We start from the raw sequence: 16994 nt of genomic DNA, 5'->3' as shown, positions 1-16994 counted from the left end.
GTCCCTCTAGTTCCTCCAGTTCCTCTAGCACCTCGTAAATCCGGAGCACCTTTCACGTGAGCGAACAGCCCCGTCGTCGTCCCGCCGCAGGCGCGGGCAACAAGCCCAATAAGCCCAACAAGTCAGCCAAGCCCTACCGGCGGCCGCAGAAGGACCCCGTCCGGATGCTGGCCTTCGAGGTGCTGCGTGCGGTGGACGAGCGCGACGCGTACGCCAACCTCGTGCTGCCGCCGCTGCTGCGCAAGGCCCGCCAGGACGAGAGCTTCCAGGCGCGGGACGCGGCGCTGGCCACCGAGCTGGTCTACGGCACGCTGCGTCGGCAGGGCACGTACGACGCGGTGATCAAGGCCTGCATCGACCGCCCGCTGCGCGAGGTCGACCCGCCGGTGCTGGACGTGCTCTCGCTCGGCGCGCACCAGCTGCTCGGCACCCGCATCCCCACCCACGCCGCCGTCTCGGCCAGCGTGGAGCTGGCCCGGGTGGTGCTCGGGGACGGGCGCGCGAAGTTCGTGAACGCCGTGCTGCGCAAGATCGCCGCGCACGACCTGGACGGCTGGCTGGAGCGGGTCGCGCCGCCGTACGAGGAGGACGCCGAGGAGCACCTCGCCGTCTTCCACTCGCACCCGCGATGGATCGTCAGCGCCCTGTGGGACGCGCTGGGCGGCGGGCGCGCCGGGATCGAGGACCTGCTGGAGGCCGACAACGAGCGGCCCGAGGTCACCCTGGTGGCGCGACCGGGACGGTCCACGCCCGAGGAGCTGCTGGAGGCGGTGGGCGAGGAGTCGGCGCTGCCGGGCCGCTGGTCCCCGTACGCGGTGCGGATGGCCGAGGGCGGCGAGCCGGGCGCGCTGGAGGCCGTGCGCGACGGGAGCGCCGGCGTGCAGGACGAGGGCAGCCAGCTGGTGGCCATGGCGCTGGCGGCGGTACCGGTCGAGGGCCGCGACGAGCGCTGGCTGGACGGCTGCGCGGGCCCCGGCGGCAAGGCGGCGCTGCTCGCCGCGCTGGCGGCGGGGCGCGGCGCCTTCCTGCTGGCCTCCGAGAAGCAGCCGCACCGGGCGCGCCTGGTGGAGCGGGCGCTGGCGGGCAACCCCGGCCCGTACCAGGTCATCGCGGCGGACGGCACCCGGCCGCCGTGGCTGCCCGGCTCCTTCGACCGCGTCCTGATGGACGTCCCGTGCTCCGGCCTGGGCGCCCTGCGCCGCCGCCCGGAGGCCAGGTGGCGCCGCCGCCCGGAGGATCTGGAGGGCTTCGCGCCGCTCCAGCGCGGCCTGCTGCGGGAGGCGCTGTCGGCGGTGCGGGTGGGGGGCGTCGTGGGCTACGCGACCTGCTCGCCGCACCTGGCGGAGACGAGGGTGGTCGTGGACGACGTCCTGAAGGGCCGCGGCGCGGGCGCGGACCCGGTGTCGGCCGAACTCATCGACGCCAGGCCCTTCATGGCGGGCGTTCCGGGTCTGGGCGACGGCCCGGACGTCCAGCTGTGGCCGCACCTGCACGGGACGGACGCGATGTACCTGGCGCTGCTGAGGCGCACGGCCTGAGGCCCGCGGCGCCGGACAGAAGCGTGCGAAGGCGACCTCGCAGGACAAGTGAAGTGTTCTGCATGATCACTTAAGCCGCGCTACAGGCCCGGCGAGTTCCGGGGTCGTGGCCGGAACCGTGCGGAGGCATGGCACGCTTGGGGCATGGCCGCTCAGATTTCTCCCAGCATCCTGTCCGCAGACTTCGCCCGACTCGCCGAGGAGGCGAAGGCGGTCGAGGGGGCCGACTGGCTGCACGTCGACGTCATGGACAACCACTTCGTCCCCAACCTCACCCTCGGGGTGCCGGTCGTGGAGTCGCTGAGCAGGGCCACGGACACCCCGCTGGACCTCCACCTCATGATCGAGAACCCGGACCGCTGGGCCCCGCAGTACGTGGAGGCGGGCGCCGGGTCGGTCACCTTCCACGCCGAGGCCGCGGCCGCTCCGGTGCGCCTCGCGCGGGAGATCCGGGCGAAGGGCGCACGGGCGTCCATGGCGCTCAAGCCCGCGACGCCGATCGAGCAGTACGAGGACCTGCTCCCCGAGCTCGACATGCTGCTGATCATGACCGTGGAGCCGGGCTTCGGGGGCCAGCCCTTTCTGGACATCATGCTGCCCAAGATCCGCCGCACCCGGGAGCTGATCTCCAAGCACGGCCTGGAACTGTGGCTCCAGGTGGACGGCGGGGTCTCGGCCTCGACCATCGAACGGTGCGCCGAGGCCGGCGCGGACGTCTTCGTCGCGGGCAGCGCGGTCTACGGCGCGGTCGATCCGGCCGCGGCCGTACGCACGCTGCGTGAGCAGGCGGACGCGGCGATCGCCGTGGCGCCGTGGGCTTGCGACCACTGAACCAATCGTTGGTGAACAGCTCGATGAACGGGAGCTGTCCAGGCTGATCAACGGCCGTCGGATCTGACAGGATGAACGGCGAGTCGAGAGTGTGAACAGCAGTGAGGAGAACGCGGTGTCTGCAATGTCGGCGGGACGGTCAGCCCTGCGGATGGGACCCGCGGAGCTGGTGCAGGCGGCGGCCATGGCCCGCCGTTTCTACCTGGAGGGCAAGTCCAAGATCCAGATCGCCGAGGAGTTCGGCGTGAGCCGCTTCAAGGTGGCCCGGGTCCTGGAGACCGCCCTCGAACGCGACCTCGTACGGATCGAGATCCGGGTACCGGCCGAACTGGACGCGGAGCGCTCGGACGCCCTCCGCGCCCGGTACGGGCTCCGGCACGCCGTCGTCGTGGAGTCGCCGGCCGACGCCACCGAGGACGCGCCGGACCCGGAGAACCTGGGCGCCGTCGCCGCCGATCTGCTGGGCGAGCTGGTCAACGAGGGCGACGTACTGGGCCTGGCGTGGGGCCGTTCGACCATTCACATGGCCGCCTCCCTGCACCGGCTGCCGCCGTGCACCGTCGTCCAGCTGACCGGTGTGTACGACGCGGGGACCGCCGAGCGCGGGTCCGTCGAGGCCGTACGCCGTGCCGCGCAGGTCTCGGGCGGGGACGCCCACCCGATCTACGCCCCGATGCTGCTGCCCGACCCGGCCACCGCGGCCGCGCTGCGCAACCAGACCGGGATCGCGCGCGCCTTCGAGTACTTCGACAAGGTGACGGTCGCGGCCGTCTCCATCGGGTCGTGGGAGCCGGGCATCTCGACCGTCCACGACATGCTGACGGACGAGGAGCGGGCCCACTACGCCTCGCTGGGCGTCGCGGCCGAGATGTCCGCGCACCTCTTCGACGCCGAGGGCCGGCGGGTCGGCCGGGACCTCGGCGAACGGTGCATCACCGTCGAGGCCGACCGGCTGCGGCGGATCCCCGAGGTCGTGGCGATCGCGGGCGGGCTGCGCAAGGCCTCCGCGATCGGGGCGGTGCTGCGGTCGGGTCTGGTGACCAGCCTGGTCACGGACACGGCGGTGGCCGACTACCTGCTGACCGAGTCGGCGCCCGGGCTGCGGCCGGCGCTCGAGCGGGCGGATCCGGACGACCTGTAGGCGCCGCTGGTGCGGATGGTGCCGGAATTGAGATCCGAACGGCGGACCGCGAGGCGGCCTGCTGGGCGCATACTGGTCCCAATGACAAAGTCAGCAGTACCTCGCCGCCATTTGCCGTCCAGCCCGTTCAAGGCCCCCGTGGAACAGCCCATCCGGCAGTTCAGCGTCGGCGACCGGGTCTCTCACGATGAGCACGGCCTCGGCCGTGTCGTCGGAATCGAGGAGGGGATCGCCGTTCTCGTCGACTTCGGGTCGGTTCAGAAACGGGTCCTGAGCCCGTACACCAAGATGTCCGCGCTCTGAGCCCTTGAGGCGCCGATTCGCGCGCGATTCGCGAGCGAATCGGATATTTGGCACGATCGGTGCATGATCCCTTGGAACGTGCCCCGATTGCTGTTGCGTTTGCTGGGGGCCGTTTTCCTGTGCGCCGCGCTGGTCGGCGTGGCGGGGTGCGGCGGGACGGAAGCCGCGTCGCCTGCCGCGGCCAGTTCCGGTGCCGTGCCCGGTGCCGCGCCGAGCGCCTCGCCCAGTGTGCCCAGTGCCGCTCCCGGGTGGGCGAAGGGGATGGCGACGGTACGGGCCGACGCCCTGCCGCAGCAGGCCCGGGACGTGCTCGCGCTCATCGACAAGGGCGGGCCGTATCCGTACCGCCAGGACGGGACGGTCTTCGGGAACTTCGAGAAGATCCTGCCCAAACAGAAGCGCGGGTACTACCACGAGTTCACGGTGCGGACGCCGGGGGAGCGCGACCGCGGGGCCCGGCGGATCGTGACGGGTGAGGGTGGGGAGTTCTACTACACGGACGACCACTACGACACCTTCAAGGCGGTTCTCCGATGAGCCTGGACCCGCAGCCGCTCGCCCCTGCGCTCGCCGCCGCCGAGGAGGCGGGCTGGACGACCCTGCGGCTCGACCTGGACGGCGTACGGAGCAAGGCCGGGCTGATGCGGCGGTGCGGGGACGCGTTGCGGGTGCCGGAGTGGTTCGGGGGGAACTGGGACGCGCTGGCCGATGCGCTGCGGGATCTTTCGTGGCTGCCGGATGCGGGTGGGCGGCTGGTTGCCGTTACCTCGTGGCAGGGGTTCGCGGGGGCGCGGCCGCGGGACTGGGAGGTCCTGGTGGAGGTGCTCGAGGAGGCCGTGGATTTCTGGCGCGAGCCGGGGGCGGGGCCGGTGTTGACGGTGCTGCTCGCCGAGGCCGGGCCAGGGCCGGGGCCGGCGCCCGTCGACGGGGCTCCGCCCCGGACCCCGCGCCTCAAGCGCAGGCGGGGCTGAAAGATCCCGGGGCTCCGCCCCGGACCCCGGGCCTCAAGCGCAGGCGGGGCTGGATGGAGGGGGCAAGGGTGGCCCTGCCCCCTGTTCCGGTCAGGGGGTCGGGGTTTTGGGGATCCAGGGCGGGGTCTGGCCCCAGGACCAGACCGGGATCTTGGCCGCGTCGACCGGGGGCGGGTTGGGGCCCGAGTAGATCAGGGCCATACGGGTGCCCCACTCGATGTAGTAGGCGAACACGCCTCGGAACTCGGGGTCCGTCGGGAGGCCGACCTCGTCGGCGGTGTCCATGAGCAGGTCCACCCAGCGGCGGCGCTGCTGCTCGGTGATGGCCCGGCCCAGGTGCTTGGTGGCCATGTGCTGGTGGCCGCCGTGGTGGGCGGTGTAGTCGGACGGGCCGCCGAAGACCTCCGAGAGCCACACCGCGACGTGCTGCGGGTGCTCGGAGTCCATGCCGGCGAAGACCGGGGCCAGGATCTCGTCCTGCAGGGCGTGCGCGTAGAACGCGTCGGTGAGGCGGTTCATGGCCTCCGCGCCGCCCATCCACTCGTAGATCGTGGGTGTCGTGCTCATGGTTACTCCGCGGCCTTTCCCGTTCCGACGACGGACGTCACGAGGTAGTGCTGCATCTCCTCGATGGCCGTCACGTACGGCCGGATCGCGCTGAAGAAGGCGGGGAAGTGCTCGCCCTTGCGGAAGCCGCCCAGGTGCGCTTCGACCGAGGTCCAGCGGATGCGCAGGATGTAGCGCTCGCGCTCCTCCTCGCAGCGGGCCAGTTCGTAGTCGATGCACTCGGGCGCGGCGGCCAGGGACTCGGCCGCCCGGGTGTACGCGTCCTCGAAGGCCTGCTGGTCGTCCAATGCGATCCGGTAGCGGATGTATTCGACGGTCGTGGTCATGGTGCGTGCCTCTCCCTGGATGGTGGTCGTGGCCAGCCTTACGGGATCATGCGTGCCCGTGGGGGAATCGCGCTATTCGGACCCGGACTTCCTGGAGTCCGCGTCCTCCGCCACGTCCGGACCCTGCGCGCGGACCTGCCGGACCTTGTCCAGCGAGTCGCGCAGTTCCGTCAGCCAGGTGTCGGTGTTGCGCCCCACCAGGCGGACGCACCAGGCGAGGGCGTCGGCCCGGCTGCGGGCGACGCCCCCGGCGACCAGGGTGTCGAGGACCTGGCGTTCGGACTGGCGCAGGCGGGTCATGACCGGGACCGCGAGGTGGGTGAAGAGGGTCGTCTCCTCACCCGCCCGCACGCCCCAGGCGACCTTGCGGCGGTAGAGCTCCTCGGCCTCGCGGGCCACCTCGATGCGCTGTTCGCGGGTGCGTTCGCGGAACGCCTTGACCGACTCGGTCGCCGGCAGGGTGCCGACGACCGTGATCTCCTCGCGGTCGGCCGTGACCGACACGAGGGACTCGTACACGTCCACCGGCAGGCGCTCGGCGAACCACACGCGGAGCTGTTCGCTCTGTTCGGCTGTAATCATGTAATCAACGTTGCATCCGATACCTTCTTGATCGCAAGGACCGGGTGTTCGCTCTCAGCCCATCGAGCGGTAGCGGTGGATCAGCGAGACCGCCATCGCGCCCTCGCCGACGCCCGACGCGACCCGTTTCACCGAGTGGGCGCGGACGTCGCCCGCCGCGAACACGCCGGGGACGCTGGTCTCCAGCGGGTAGGGCGCCCGCTCCAGGCTCCACTCGGCCGGCAGCTCGCCGCCGTTCGCGATGAGGTCCGAGCCGGTGAGGACGAAGCCGTACTCGTCGCGCTCGACGACGCCCGAGAGCCAGTCGGTGTGCGGGCGGGCGCCGATGAAGGTGAACATGAAGCGGGCCGGGACCTCGGTGTCCTCGCCGGTGTCCGCGTCGTGCAGGGTCAGCCGCTCCAGGTGCTCCTCGCCGTCGAGGCGGACCACCGTCGTGCGGACCCGCACCTCGATGTTCGGGGTGCGGTCGATCTCGTCGATCAGGTAGCGGGACATGCTCGCGTCCAGGGAGGCCGCACGGACCAGGATCGTCACGCGGGCCGCGTACTTGGCGAAGTGGACGGCCGCCTGCCCGGCCGAGTTGGCCCCGCCCACGATGAACACGTGCTGCGAGATGCAGGCCGAGCTCTCGGTGGTGGCCGCGCCGTAGTAGAGCCCCGCGCCCTCGAAGCGGTCCGCGCCGGGTGCCTCCAGGCGGTTGTACGAGACCCCGGTGGCCAGCAGTACCGTCTCCGCGCTGATCTCCGTGCCGTCGGCCAGCATCAGGATCTTCGCCGGGTCGTCCCGGGTCAGCGAGACCACCTCGACCGGGTGCAGGATCTCGGCGCCGAACCGGGAGGCCTGGATCGTGGCCCGGCGGGTCAGGTCGCCGCCCGAGAGGCCCGACGGGAAGCCGAGGTAGTTCTCGATCAGGCTGGAGGTGCCGGCCTGGCCGCCCGGGGCGCGGGCGTCGAGCATCAGAGTGGACAGGCCCTCGGAGGCCGAGTAGACCCCGGCCGCCAGGCCCGCCGGGCCCGCGCCGACGATGACGCACTCGTAGTGCGGGCGGGAGGCGGTGGTGGCGAGCCCCAGGTGCTGGGCGAGCTGGGTGTCCGTCGGGGCGGAGAGCACCGCTCCGTCCGGGAAGCGGACGAGCGGCAGTGCGGCGTCGGGCTGGCCGGCGATCAGGGTCAGCGCCTCGGGGTCCCGTTCCACGTTGAGGAAGCGGAACGGCTGGCCGTTGCGGGTGAAGAAGTCCCGTACGGCGTGGGTGCCGGGGGAGACCAGGTGCCCGGCCACGATGATCCCGTCGTACGCCGGCCGGTAGGTGGCCAGCCAGTCCGACAGCAGGTCGTCCAGGACCGGGAAGAGCCGCTCGTGCGGCGGGTCCCACGGCTTGAGCAGGTAGTAGTCCAGCCGGACCCGGTTGATCGCGGTGATCGCCGCGTCGGTCTCCGCGTACGCGGTCAGCAGCACGCGGCGGGCGTCCGGGAAGCGGCTGACCGCCTCCAGCAGGAACTCCACGCCGGTCACGTCGGGCATCCGCTGGTCCACGAGGAACAGCGCCGGGTCGTGGCCGCGTTCGTCGAGGGAGTCCAGGATCTTCAGGGCGTCGGCGGCCGAGGAGGCGCCGAGCACCCGGTAGCGGTCTCCGTAGGCGCTGCGCAGGTCGCGGCGCACCGCGCGCAGCACCTGCGGGTCGTCGTCCACGGCCAGGATGACGGGCTTGCGGTGCTCGGCGCGCTCGGTCGCGGCGGCGGTCGCGGCGGCCGTCACGGCGGCGGCGCTCTCGGGGGCCGCGCTCACGCCGGGTCCAGCATCAGCTTGTCGGCGTAGCACCAGGCCCAGTCCTCGCCGGGCTCGTGGGAGGCGGCGATGGGGTGTTCGGACCTGCGGTAGTGCCGGGTGGCGTGACGGTTCTTCGAGGAGTCACAGCATCCGACGTGTCCGCAGCTGAGGCACATCCGCAGATGCACCCAGCCGTCACCGGCGATGAGGCATTCCTCGCAGCCCTCGGTCCCGGGCTTCACCGGACGTATCTGGTCGATGTGTGTGCACAACAGGTCCATCGTCATCGTCCCCGTCCCTCTCCTGGTGCTCGCGCTCCGCGGCCGTCCCGGCCGCGCGCCCGTGATTCACGGCGCGTCCAGACGATAGATCGGAGCCTTCGCGATGGTTCACTGATTCGGCCGAAGTCAGGTAGTCCTGAAGCTACTTCATGACGTCGGCGGACGACTTCCTGAGGTGCCCCCATGACCTGGGCCGCTACCTCACGAAGTCGCACACAGGCGCTTTGACGCAGCCTCCGGGCGCGGCCAGTGTGGGGGACGCCAACGACAACAGGCGGCGCCTGGAGGAATACGTGAGCAGAAAGATTCTGGTCATTGTCTCCGAACACGGTTACTGGGCCGAAGAACTGATAGGCCCCGTATCGAAGTTCGATGAGCGGGGCTACGAGGTCATATTCGCCACGCCGACCGGAAAGCGTGCACACGCTCTCCCGCCGAGCCTCGACGCGAACTACATCGACCCTCCACTGGGACGCTCGGTCACCACCGAGGAGAACGCCCGGCTGGGCCGGGAGTTCGAGCAGTCGAGCCGGCTCGACTCGCCGCTCGACATCGAGGCGTGGGTCCCGGAGCGCCCGTACACGAGCGACGAGGGCTACCTGCGCAAGCTCGAGCAGTACCACCGCGACCTGGACAAGCTCGACGCCGACATCGACGGCTACGACGCGATCCTCATCGTCGGCGGCAGCGGCCCGATCGCCGACCTCGCCAACAACGAGCGCGTGCACGCCCTGATCCTCGCCTTCAAGAAGGCCGGCAAGGTCGTGGCCGCGGAGTGCTACGGGGTCGCCTGCCTGGCCTTCGCCCGGGACTGGAGCGACCGCAAGAGCATCATCTGGGGCAAGCACGTGACCGGCCACTGCAAGGAGTACGACTACAAGGACGGCACCGGATTCCTCGGTACCGACTTCAACATGGGACCGCCGCCGTACCCGCTGGAGTACATCCTGCGCGATGCGACGGGCCCGCGCGGCGCGTACCACGGGAATTTCGGAAAGCCCGTCTCCGTCATCGTCGACTTCCCGTTCGTGACCGGACGGTCCACCCCGGACTCGTACCTCACCGGACAGAAGATCGTGGAAGTTCTCGAGGACGGTCTCACCCGATACGGCTGGTAATTCCGGAAACTCGTGGGAATGAGGGGGAGTTCGATGAATACCGGAGCCACTCCCGGACGGGAAAGGCTGATCGAGCAGTTCAAGGCCGACGGCCTGAAGGTGATGTTCGGAAATCCGGGGACGGTGGAACAGGGATTCCTCGACGCGGTGGACGCGGCGGAGGACTTCCAGTACATCCTCGCCCTCCAGGAGACCGTGGCCGCCGGTATCGCCGACGGGTACGCCCGGGCCACCGGCGGCGCGGCGCTCCTCCAGCTGCACTCCGGGGTGGGGCTGGGCAACGGCATCGGGATGCTCTACCAGTCGCTGCGCGGCCACACCCCGCTCGTCGTGGTCGCCGGTGACGCCGGGGTGCGCTACGACGCCATGGACGCGCAGATGGCGTCCGACCTGGTGGCGATGGCCAAGCCGGTGACGAAGTACGCGACCCGGGTCACCGACCGGCACTCCGTGCTCCGCACCATCCGGCGGGCCGTCAAGATCGCGCTCACCCCGCCCCGCGGACCCGTGTTCGTGGCGCTGCCGATGGACGTGCTGGACGAGCTCAACTCCGAGCCCGTGCTGCCCGCCACGGTGCCGCTCACGGACGTGGCACCGTCCCCGGCCTCGGTGGGGCGGGCGGCCGAGCTGCTCGCCTCCGCCGAGCGGCCCGTCCTCCTCATCGGGGACGGGGTCTCGCTCTCCGGGGCGCAGAACGAACTGGCCGCCGTCGCCGAGCTGCTGGGCGCCGACGTGTACGAGGTCGACTCCTCCGAGGTCAACATCGCGGCCTCGCACCCGCTGCGCCGGGGCCAGACGGGCCACATGTTCGGCCCGCACAGCAAGGAGCTGGTCGGGAGCGCCGACGGGGTGCTGATCGTCGGCACCTACGTCTTCCCGGAGGTGTTCCCCGAACTGGAGAGCCCCTTCCGGGCCGGCGCGAAGGTCGTCCACATCGACCTCAACGCCTATGAGATCGCCAAGAACCACCCGGTGGACCTGGGCCTCGCCGCCGATCCCAAGCAGGCGCTGCGCGCACTGGCGGGCGTACTGGAGCACCGGCTGACCCCGCAGCAGCGGGCCGCCGCGGCCGCCCGGATCGACGTACGGGCCCGCGAGCGGGCGCGGGAGGCGCGGTCGGCCACCGACGGCGGCACGCCGATGGAGGTCTTCCTGCGGACCCTCGCCGAGCGCACCGCCGGGGACCTGATCGTCTTCGACGAGGCGCTGACCACCTCCCCGCTCGTCACGAAGTACCTGCCCGCGGAGCGCCCGGGCGACTACCACCTCACCCGGGGCGGTTCGCTGGGCGTGGGCTTCCCGGGCGCGGTCGGGGCCAAGCTGGCCCGTCCGGACCGGCTCGTCGTCGGCTTCGCGGGCGACGGCGGGTCGATGTACACGTACCAGGCGCTGTGGACGGCGGCCCGGCACGGCATCGACGCCAAGTTCGTCGTCTGCAACAACCGCAAGTACCGGCTGCTGGACGACAACATCGCCCAGTACTGGCGGGAGCGGGACATCCCGGAGCACGGGTTCCCGGGCTCCTTCGACCTCTCCCATCCCGAGATCGACTTCGCCGGGCTGGCCCGGTCGCTCGGCGCCGGCGGCGTACGGGTGGAGAAGCCGGACGAGGCGGCCGCCGCCGTGAGCCGGATGCTGGCCCACCCCGGTCCGTTCCTCGTCGACATCCAGATCTGACCAGAGCAGTCACGCAGCACGGAACAGGAGGAGACCGCATGCCCGCCGAGCGGCAGTTGACCGAGGACGCGATCCGCAGTTTCGCCGAGGACTGGTACGTGGCGCTGGACCAGCACGTACCGCTGGACCAGGTGCTCGCCCTGATCACCGAGGACCTGGAGTTCAAGGTCCCCGAGGACGTCTTCCTCGGGCACCAGGGCTTCGGCCGCTGGTACGAGGCCGTCACCAACCGGTTCTTCGACGAGGTGCACACCGTCACGAAGGTGGAGCCCGTCATCGAGGGCGACCGGGCGATCGTCCGGGTGCTCGTCAACTGGCAGGCCAAGATCTGGAACCCGCCGGCCGCCCGCAGCGAGTGGCTCGGCTTCGACGCCGACCAGACCTGGACCGTGGTGTCCGGCCCCGACGGGCCGCTGATCAAGCAGTACACCGTCAACGACCTGGCTCCGATGCCCGGTTCCGGCTCCCTCTGACCGCGCCGGCGAAGGAGAAGCGACGATGACCGAAGTGACAGCGGAGCGGGTCCGGGCGGCCTACGCCGCCCTCGGCTCCGGCGACCGGGCACGCATCCTCGGGTACTACTCCGAGGACCTGCGCTGGCTGGTGCCGGGCAACCACCCGCTCGCCGGCTGGTACGAGAGCCTGGACGCCTTCCTGGAGCTGATGGGGCAGACCCACAAGCTCACGGGCGGCAGCTTCCGGATGGACCTGGAAGCGGTGCTGGTCGGCGAGGACTGTTCCGCCGACGTCTGCCGCAACGTCGCCGTGCGCGACGGCGCGGACCAGGCCAGCCGGTCCCCGTACGAGCGGATGGACTACCCGGTCTTCCACTACATGCGGTGGCGGGACGGCCGGATCGTCGAAGGCCGCGACGGTCTCTTCGGCGACACGGCCTCGGCCTTCTGCCAGTTCTGGGCGCCGTTCGCGCCGGACGGAACCCGCAGGGACCGATAGGGGGATGAGCGCGATGGACGCGAAGCAGATCCTTGAGAAGTACTACCAGCACGCCAACGCCGGCGACTGGGACAGCTGGTGCGACCTGTTCGCCGACGACCAGGTCATGGACGAACAGCTCGCCGGTCACATCGAGGGCCTCGAGGTCCTGCGGTCGATGATGAAGGGCATGGGCACCATGTACCGGGTCTTCCGGAACGAGCCCGTGCACTTCATCGTCGACGCGGACGGCGAGAAGGCCGCCGCCGTCTCGCACCTGACCGCGGTGAGCGCCTCGGGCGAGGCCATCGAGGCCCGCGTCATGAACTTCTTCCGGATCGTGGACGGAAAGATCGCCTACATGGCGAACTACCACGACACCGTCCCCTTCCAGGTGCTGAGCCAGGGCTGAGGGGGGACCGATGAGCGTGGAAGAGTACGACTACGTCGTGGTGGGGTCCGGTACCGCGGGCAGCGTCCTCGCCAACCGGCTCTCGGAGGACCCGGACGTCTCCGTCCTCGTCCTGGAGGCGGGAGGCTCCCGGATCCCGCCCGAGGTGGACGACCCGTCCTCCTGGTACAAGCTGCTCGGCGGGCCCGTGGACTGGGGCTACACCAGCACCCCGCAGCCCGGTCTGGACGGCCGCCGCACCTACGAACCGCGCGGCAAGGCCCCCGGCGGCAGCAGCAACCTCTACATCATGATGCACATCCGGGGCCACGCCTCGGACTTCGACAACTGGGCCTACCAGGGCGCCGCAGGCTGGGCGTACGAGGACGTGCTCCCGTACTTCGCGCTGCTGGAGGGCCAGGAGGACGTCACCGCCGCCACCACCGGCACCCGCGGTCCGCAGCGGATCACCAACGCCGGACGGCACGGCCCCAACCCGGTCTCGCGCGCCTTCATCGACGCCGCGGTCGAGCTGGGTCACGAGGAGATCGCCGACTTCAACACCGACGGTCCCCGCCGCGGCCTCTTCGGCACCGGCTGGCACCACATCGACGTGGCCGACGGCCGCCGCCAGGGGGTGCTCGCCGCCTACCTGGAGCCCGCCCTGGAGCGCCCCAACCTGACCCTGCGCACCAACGCGCAGTCCACCCGGCTGCTCTTCGACGGAGACACCTGCACGGGCGTCGAGTACGCCCAGCTCCAGGCCCCGGCCACGCTTCCGGACAGCGACGCTCCGGGCCGGACGGTGCGTGACGGGCACAGCTCCGCCGCGGCCCCCGGGACGCACACCGTACGGGCCCGCCGGGAGGTGATCGTGGCGGCCGGGGCCATCGAGTCCCCGAAGCTGCTGCTGCTCTCCGGCATCGGCCACCCCGAGCAGCTGCGCGAGCACGGCATCGAGGTCACGGCGGCCCTGCCCGGGGTCGGCGAGAACTTCCACAACCACGTGCTCACCGGGCTGATGGCCGAGGTGACCCAGGAGCTCCCGCCGCCGGCGCAGAACCTGTCGGAGAGCGCTCTGTTCCTGTCCTCGCAGCCCGGACTGCCCGCGCCGGACCTCCAGATCGCCTTCGTCCACGTGCCCTTCGACGTGATCGTCGGCCAGGACCACCCCAACACGGTGTCCATCCTGCCCGGAGTGGTGCGCCCGGTCTCGCGCGGCTGGATCAGGCTCGCGAGCGCCGACCCGCTGGCCCACCCGCTGATCAACCCGAACTACCTGGGCGACCGGTGGGACCTGGAACGCATGGTCCAGGGCATCAAGATCGCCCGGGACATCTTCGCGACCTCGGCCTTCTCGCCCTGGTACAAGCAGGAGCTCCAGCCCGGACCCGGCTACGTGTCCGACGAGGACCTGCGGACCTTCGCGAAGCAGAAGTCGGAGAGCTACCACCACCAGGCCGGCTCCTGCCGCATGGGCATCGACGACCTCTCCGTCGTCGACCCCGAGCTGCGGGTGCACGGCGTACGGAACCTGCGCGTCGTCGACGCCAGCGTGATGCCCGCGGTCCCGTCGGGCAACTGCCACACCGCCATCGCGATGATCGCCGAGCGTGCGGCGGACTTCCTGAAGGGGGCCTCCCGTGCCTGACGTCGTGCTGCGCGAGGGCGCGCTGAGCGGGACCCGGATCGCGGTGCTCGTCGAGAGCGACTTCTACGAGCCCGAGATCTTCTACTACCAGCACCGGTTCGCGGAGGAGGGCGCCGAGGTCGACTTCCTGACCCGGCTGTGGGGCAACGACTCCATCACCTTCTCCGGCCACGAGTACCGGGCGCCCTTCACCGCCACCCAGTCCCTGGAGGGGCTGAGCGACGAGGACCTGCGCCAGTACGCGGCGATCATCGTGCCCTCCGGCATGGTGGCCGACCGGCTTCGCTACACCGAGGACGTGGACGTCCTCGCCCCGGCGACCGAGCTGCTGCGCCGGGCCTTCGAGGAGCCGACGGTCCTCAAGGGGATCATCTGCCACGGCATGTGGCTGGCCTCCTCGATCCCCGGCAAGGTGAGCGGCCGCAAGGTCGTCTGCCACAACAACCTCATCGGCGACGTCCGCAACATGGGCGGGCAGTACGTCGACGAGGACGTGGTCGTCGACGGGGACCTCGTCACCGGCCGCACCGGCGCCCACCACCACCTCTTCGCCCGCCGCATCATCGAGCTGGTCGCGGCCGGCCGGGGCCGGGGGGCCGCCGCCCGGCCACCGCTGGGGGGTGCCCCCTGATGCCGGGCTCCGGGGACCGTCCGATGGTCTGGTCGCACGTGGGCCTGAACTGCGCGGACCAGAAGACCACCGAGGACTTCTACACCCGGTACTTCGGCTTCACCCGGGCCCGGGTGGTCGACCTGGGGGAGGCACAGATCGTGTTCCTGCGCAAAGGGGACGCGTACCTGGAGCTCTTCGCGGCCGGCGACGCCGAACCGGCCCGTCCTGCGCACCAGGACGGGCCGCAGGCCCCGGGGCGGATGCGCCACCTGGCCTTTCAGACCGACAGCGTGGACGCGTTCCTGGCATCGCTGGGCGACGCGGCCGAAGTGACCCTGGGGCCGCTGGACTTCGACGACTTCATCTGCGGATGGCGGACCGTGTGGGTCCGTGATCCCGACGGGGTCATCGTCGAGGTCAGCCAGGGATTCGAGGACGACCGCACTCACGAGGGCTCTCACGACAAGGACGGTGCATGACATGGCGGACGCCGTGAGCTTCTCCTTCTCCGACACGATCGCCGGCTACGTCGAACGCTTCGACTCCGCGTCGCGCCTGCTGCGCCTGAAGACGTCCGACGGCCGGGGGTTCGACGTCTCGCTCGCCGGCGGCCCCAGCGCCGAGCTGGTCCGCAACCTGGACGAGCCGTACATCGACGCCTCCGGGCACATCGACGAGATGCTGTCGCCGGGCCGGTTCCTCTTCGTCTACGGGGTCCACTACCCGGAGCAGGGCGGGCGCTACGACGCCAAGCGCCTGGTGTTCCTGGGCCGCGGCGCCGAGGACTACCGCTTCGAGGAGCCCAGCTGGTGGATCAAGCAGATCGAGTCGCTGGCCGACTTCTACAAGCGGGCGCAGTTCGGCGACGGGCCGGTGGACTTCACCGAGTACCGCACCGAGGTCCGGCTCGGCGGTGACAAGACCGCGAGCCACGTCCAGGAGACCGACACGATCTCCCGTCTGGTCTACGGCATGGCCTCGGCCTACCTGCTGACGGGCAAGGACGAGTACCTGGAGGTCGCCGAGCGCGGCACCGAGTACCTGCGCAAGCACATGCGGGTCGTGGACAGCGAGGAGGACGTGGTCTTCTGGTACCACGGCATCAGCGTCGACGGGGACAGCGAGCGCAAGCTGTTCACCTCGGAGTTCTCCGACGACTACGACGCGATCCCGATGTACGAGCAGATCTACGCGCTGGCCGGCCCGATCCAGACGTACCGGGTCACCGGTGACGTCCGGATCAAGAACGACGCGGACGCCACCATCCGGCTGTTCGACAAGTTCTTCTTCGACCCGGAGCAGGGCGGCTACTACTCGCACATCGACCCGATCCTCTTCAGCGCCGACCACGAGTCCCTCGGGGAGAACGCCGAGCGCAAGAACTGGAACTCGGTCGGCGACCACGCGCCCGCCTACCTGATCAACCTGTACCTGGCGACCGGCGACCAGAAGTACGCCGACTTCCTCGAGTACACCTTCGACACCATCGCGGACAAGTTCCCGGACTACAAGAACAGCCCCTTCGTCCAGGAGCGCTTCTTCCGCGACTGGTCGCACGACAAGGCGCACAGCTGGCAGCAGGACCGCGCCGTGGTCGGCCACAACCTCAAGATCGCCTGGAACCTGATGCGGATGAACTCGCTGAAGGCCAAGCCGGCGTACGAGGAGCTCGCCAAGAAGATCGGCGAGATCATGCCCCCGGTCGGCAGCGACGTGCAGCGCGGCGGCTGGTACGACGTCGTCGAGCGGACCAAGTCCGGCGACGAGGAGACGTATCGTTTCGCCTGGCACGACCGCAAGGCCTGGTGGCAGCAGGAGCAGGCGATCCTCGCCTACCTCATCCTGGGCGGCACCGTCGGCGGCGAGGCCAACGTGCGCGAGGCCCGGCAGGCGGAGGCCTTCTACAACACCTTCTTCCTCGACCACGACGAGGGAGCCGTCTACTTCAACGTGCTCGCCAGCGGCACCCCGTACCTCCTCGGCACCGAGCGGCTCAAGGGCAGCCACTCGATGTCCATGTACCACTCGGCGGAGCTGTGCTACCTCGCCGCCGTCTACAACAACCTGCTCATCAACGGCCGGGAGATGGACTTCCACTTCCAGCCCGACCCGACCAACCTGCCCGACCGCGTCCTGCGCGTCTCGCCCGACCTGCTTCCGGCGGGCTCGGTGCGGATCGCGTCCGTCGAGATCGACGAGAAGCCGTACACGGACTTCGACGCGGACGCCCTGACCGTGCGGCTGCCCGATGTCCAGGGGCGGGTGAAGGTCAAGGTCCGGCTGCGTCCAGTGGCCAAGAAGTAG

At 70.6% G+C, this 16994-nt stretch carries 20 protein-coding genes; 15 read left to right on the top strand and 5 right to left on the bottom strand.

Translation table 11 applies throughout. The features are described from left to right. Window positions 1-56 precede the first annotated feature (56 nt). The 6 genes from ACTVZO_RS08760 (at window position 57) to ACTVZO_RS08735 (ending at window position 4784) form a co-directional block, all read left to right on the top strand. On the top strand, window positions 57-1538 hold the full coding sequence (locus tag ACTVZO_RS08760) for an RsmB/NOP family class I SAM-dependent RNA methyltransferase (RefSeq protein WP_443297849.1): 1482 nt from the start codon (window positions 57-59) through the stop codon (window positions 1536-1538). Between the two features lie 144 nt (window positions 1539-1682). After that, entirely contained in the window at window positions 1683-2369 is a 687-nt protein-coding gene (rpe, locus tag ACTVZO_RS08755; RefSeq protein WP_443297848.1) for a ribulose-phosphate 3-epimerase, read from the top strand. A 124-nt stretch (window positions 2370-2493) separates the two neighbouring features. Next, window positions 2494-3510 carry a sugar-binding transcriptional regulator gene (locus ACTVZO_RS08750; RefSeq protein WP_384222557.1) on the top strand — a complete coding sequence of 339 codons (1017 nt, stop codon included), beginning with the start codon at window positions 2494-2496 and terminating at the stop codon, window positions 3508-3510. Window positions 3511-3591: 81 nt separating this feature from the next. Further along, window positions 3592-3813: a CarD family transcriptional regulator gene (locus ACTVZO_RS08745; RefSeq protein WP_329387870.1), complete on the top strand. Its 222-nt coding sequence runs from the start codon at window positions 3592-3594 to the stop codon at window positions 3811-3813. A 63-nt stretch (window positions 3814-3876) separates the two neighbouring features. Then, window positions 3877-4350: a ribonuclease domain-containing protein gene (locus ACTVZO_RS08740; protein WP_443297847.1), complete on the top strand. Its 474-nt coding sequence runs from the start codon at window positions 3877-3879 to the stop codon at window positions 4348-4350. Further along, complete coding sequence (locus ACTVZO_RS08735; RefSeq protein ID WP_443297846.1) at window positions 4347-4784, top strand: barstar family protein; 438 nt, start codon at window positions 4347-4349, stop codon at window positions 4782-4784. The genes ACTVZO_RS08740 and ACTVZO_RS08735 overlap by 4 nt, the downstream gene beginning before the upstream one ends. Window positions 4785-4874: 90 nt before the next feature. On the opposite strand, the gene ACTVZO_RS08730 is transcribed toward ACTVZO_RS08735, so the two are convergent. The 5 genes from ACTVZO_RS08730 to ACTVZO_RS08710 form a co-directional block, all read right to left on the bottom strand. After that, window positions 4875-5351 (bottom strand): group II truncated hemoglobin, encoded by a 477-nt coding sequence (locus tag ACTVZO_RS08730; RefSeq protein ID WP_443297845.1) that lies wholly within the window; start codon window positions 5349-5351, stop codon window positions 4875-4877. Between the two features lie 2 nt (window positions 5352-5353). Next, complete coding sequence (locus ACTVZO_RS08725; protein WP_443297844.1) at window positions 5354-5677, bottom strand: putative quinol monooxygenase; 324 nt, start codon at window positions 5675-5677, stop codon at window positions 5354-5356. 72 nt (window positions 5678-5749) lie between these two features. Further along, window positions 5750-6259: a hypothetical protein gene (locus ACTVZO_RS08720; protein ID WP_443297843.1), complete on the bottom strand. Its 510-nt coding sequence runs from the start codon at window positions 6257-6259 to the stop codon at window positions 5750-5752. Between the two features lie 54 nt (window positions 6260-6313). Next, a complete protein-coding gene (locus tag ACTVZO_RS08715; protein ID WP_443297842.1) occupies window positions 6314-8044 on the bottom strand; it encodes an FAD-dependent oxidoreductase in 1731 nt (576 codons plus the stop codon). Beyond that, window positions 8041-8313 carry a UBP-type zinc finger domain-containing protein gene (locus tag ACTVZO_RS08710; protein WP_443297841.1) on the bottom strand — a complete coding sequence of 91 codons (273 nt, stop codon included), beginning with the start codon at window positions 8311-8313 and terminating at the stop codon, window positions 8041-8043. The genes ACTVZO_RS08715 and ACTVZO_RS08710 overlap by 4 nt, the downstream gene beginning before the upstream one ends. A 287-nt stretch (window positions 8314-8600) precedes the next feature. On the opposite strand from ACTVZO_RS08710, the gene ACTVZO_RS08705 reads away from it, so the two are divergent. From ACTVZO_RS08705 to ACTVZO_RS08665, 9 genes are read left to right on the top strand one after another with little or no spacing between them, the layout of a single operon-like run. Then, complete coding sequence (locus ACTVZO_RS08705) at window positions 8601-9425, top strand: type 1 glutamine amidotransferase domain-containing protein (protein ID WP_443297840.1); 825 nt, start codon at window positions 8601-8603, stop codon at window positions 9423-9425. Window positions 9426-9458: 33 nt separating this feature from the next. Beyond that, window positions 9459-11102 carry a thiamine pyrophosphate-binding protein gene (locus ACTVZO_RS08700; protein WP_443297839.1) on the top strand — a complete coding sequence of 548 codons (1644 nt, stop codon included), beginning with the start codon at window positions 9459-9461 and terminating at the stop codon, window positions 11100-11102. Between the two features lie 38 nt (window positions 11103-11140). After that, window positions 11141-11575, top strand: a complete 435-nt coding sequence (locus ACTVZO_RS08695; protein ID WP_443297838.1) for a nuclear transport factor 2 family protein — start codon at window positions 11141-11143, stop codon at window positions 11573-11575. 25 nt (window positions 11576-11600) lie between these two features. After that, window positions 11601-12056, top strand: a complete 456-nt coding sequence (locus tag ACTVZO_RS08690) for a nuclear transport factor 2 family protein (protein WP_443297837.1) — start codon at window positions 11601-11603, stop codon at window positions 12054-12056. Window positions 12057-12060: 4 nt separating this feature from the next. Beyond that, entirely contained in the window at window positions 12061-12447 is a 387-nt protein-coding gene (locus ACTVZO_RS08685; RefSeq protein ID WP_443297836.1) for a nuclear transport factor 2 family protein, read from the top strand. Window positions 12448-12457: 10 nt separating this feature from the next. Further along, window positions 12458-14077, top strand: coding sequence for a GMC family oxidoreductase (locus ACTVZO_RS08680; protein WP_443297835.1), 1620 nt, complete (start codon window positions 12458-12460; stop codon window positions 14075-14077). After that, window positions 14070-14708, top strand: coding sequence for a DJ-1/PfpI family protein (locus tag ACTVZO_RS08675; RefSeq protein WP_443297834.1), 639 nt, complete (start codon window positions 14070-14072; stop codon window positions 14706-14708). Before ACTVZO_RS08680 ends, ACTVZO_RS08675 begins: the two co-directional genes overlap by 8 nt. Next, the gene (locus ACTVZO_RS08670; protein WP_443297833.1) at window positions 14708-15169 is read left to right on the top strand and encodes a VOC family protein; all 462 of its coding nucleotides are present in this window, start codon (window positions 14708-14710) and stop codon (window positions 15167-15169) included. Before ACTVZO_RS08675 ends, ACTVZO_RS08670 begins: the two co-directional genes overlap by 1 nt. Before the next feature lies 1 nt (window position 15170). After that, window positions 15171-16994 (top strand): AGE family epimerase/isomerase, encoded by a 1824-nt coding sequence (locus tag ACTVZO_RS08665; protein WP_443297832.1) that lies wholly within the window; start codon window positions 15171-15173, stop codon window positions 16992-16994.

The sequence above is a fragment of the Streptomyces sp. IBSNAI002 genome, from assembly GCF_052244475.1.
Lineage (GTDB): Bacteria > Actinomycetota > Actinomycetes > Streptomycetales > Streptomycetaceae > Streptomyces.
Note: the sequence above shows the minus strand (reverse complement) of the source record. Positions and strands in the feature narration are given on the sequence as shown.

Coding starts and splice junctions, on each gene's coding strand:
- rpe (WP_443297848.1), top strand. CDS start 1,683: ATGGCCGCTCAGATTTCTCCCAGCATCCTGTCCGCAGACTTCGCCCGA.
- ACTVZO_RS08750 (WP_384222557.1), top strand. CDS start 2,494: ATGTCGGCGGGACGGTCAGCCCTGCGGATGGGACCCGCGGAGCTGGTG.
- ACTVZO_RS08745 (WP_329387870.1), top strand. CDS start 3,592: ATGACAAAGTCAGCAGTACCTCGCCGCCATTTGCCGTCCAGCCCGTTC.
- ACTVZO_RS08740 (WP_443297847.1), top strand. CDS start 3,877: ATGATCCCTTGGAACGTGCCCCGATTGCTGTTGCGTTTGCTGGGGGCC.
- ACTVZO_RS08735 (WP_443297846.1), top strand. CDS start 4,347: ATGAGCCTGGACCCGCAGCCGCTCGCCCCTGCGCTCGCCGCCGCCGAG.
- ACTVZO_RS08730 (WP_443297845.1), bottom strand. CDS start 5,351: ATGAGCACGACACCCACGATCTACGAGTGGATGGGCGGCGCGGAGGCC.
- ACTVZO_RS08725 (WP_443297844.1), bottom strand. CDS start 5,677: ATGACCACGACCGTCGAATACATCCGCTACCGGATCGCATTGGACGAC.
- ACTVZO_RS08720 (WP_443297843.1), bottom strand. CDS start 6,259: ATGATTACAGCCGAACAGAGCGAACAGCTCCGCGTGTGGTTCGCCGAG.
- ACTVZO_RS08710 (WP_443297841.1), bottom strand. CDS start 8,313: ATGACGATGGACCTGTTGTGCACACACATCGACCAGATACGTCCGGTG.
- ACTVZO_RS08700 (WP_443297839.1), top strand. CDS start 9,459: ATGAATACCGGAGCCACTCCCGGACGGGAAAGGCTGATCGAGCAGTTC.
- ACTVZO_RS08695 (WP_443297838.1), top strand. CDS start 11,141: ATGCCCGCCGAGCGGCAGTTGACCGAGGACGCGATCCGCAGTTTCGCC.
- ACTVZO_RS08690 (WP_443297837.1), top strand. CDS start 11,601: ATGACCGAAGTGACAGCGGAGCGGGTCCGGGCGGCCTACGCCGCCCTC.
- ACTVZO_RS08685 (WP_443297836.1), top strand. CDS start 12,061: ATGAGCGCGATGGACGCGAAGCAGATCCTTGAGAAGTACTACCAGCAC.
- ACTVZO_RS08680 (WP_443297835.1), top strand. CDS start 12,458: ATGAGCGTGGAAGAGTACGACTACGTCGTGGTGGGGTCCGGTACCGCG.
- ACTVZO_RS08670 (WP_443297833.1), top strand. CDS start 14,708: ATGCCGGGCTCCGGGGACCGTCCGATGGTCTGGTCGCACGTGGGCCTG.
- ACTVZO_RS08665 (WP_443297832.1), top strand. CDS start 15,171: ATGGCGGACGCCGTGAGCTTCTCCTTCTCCGACACGATCGCCGGCTAC.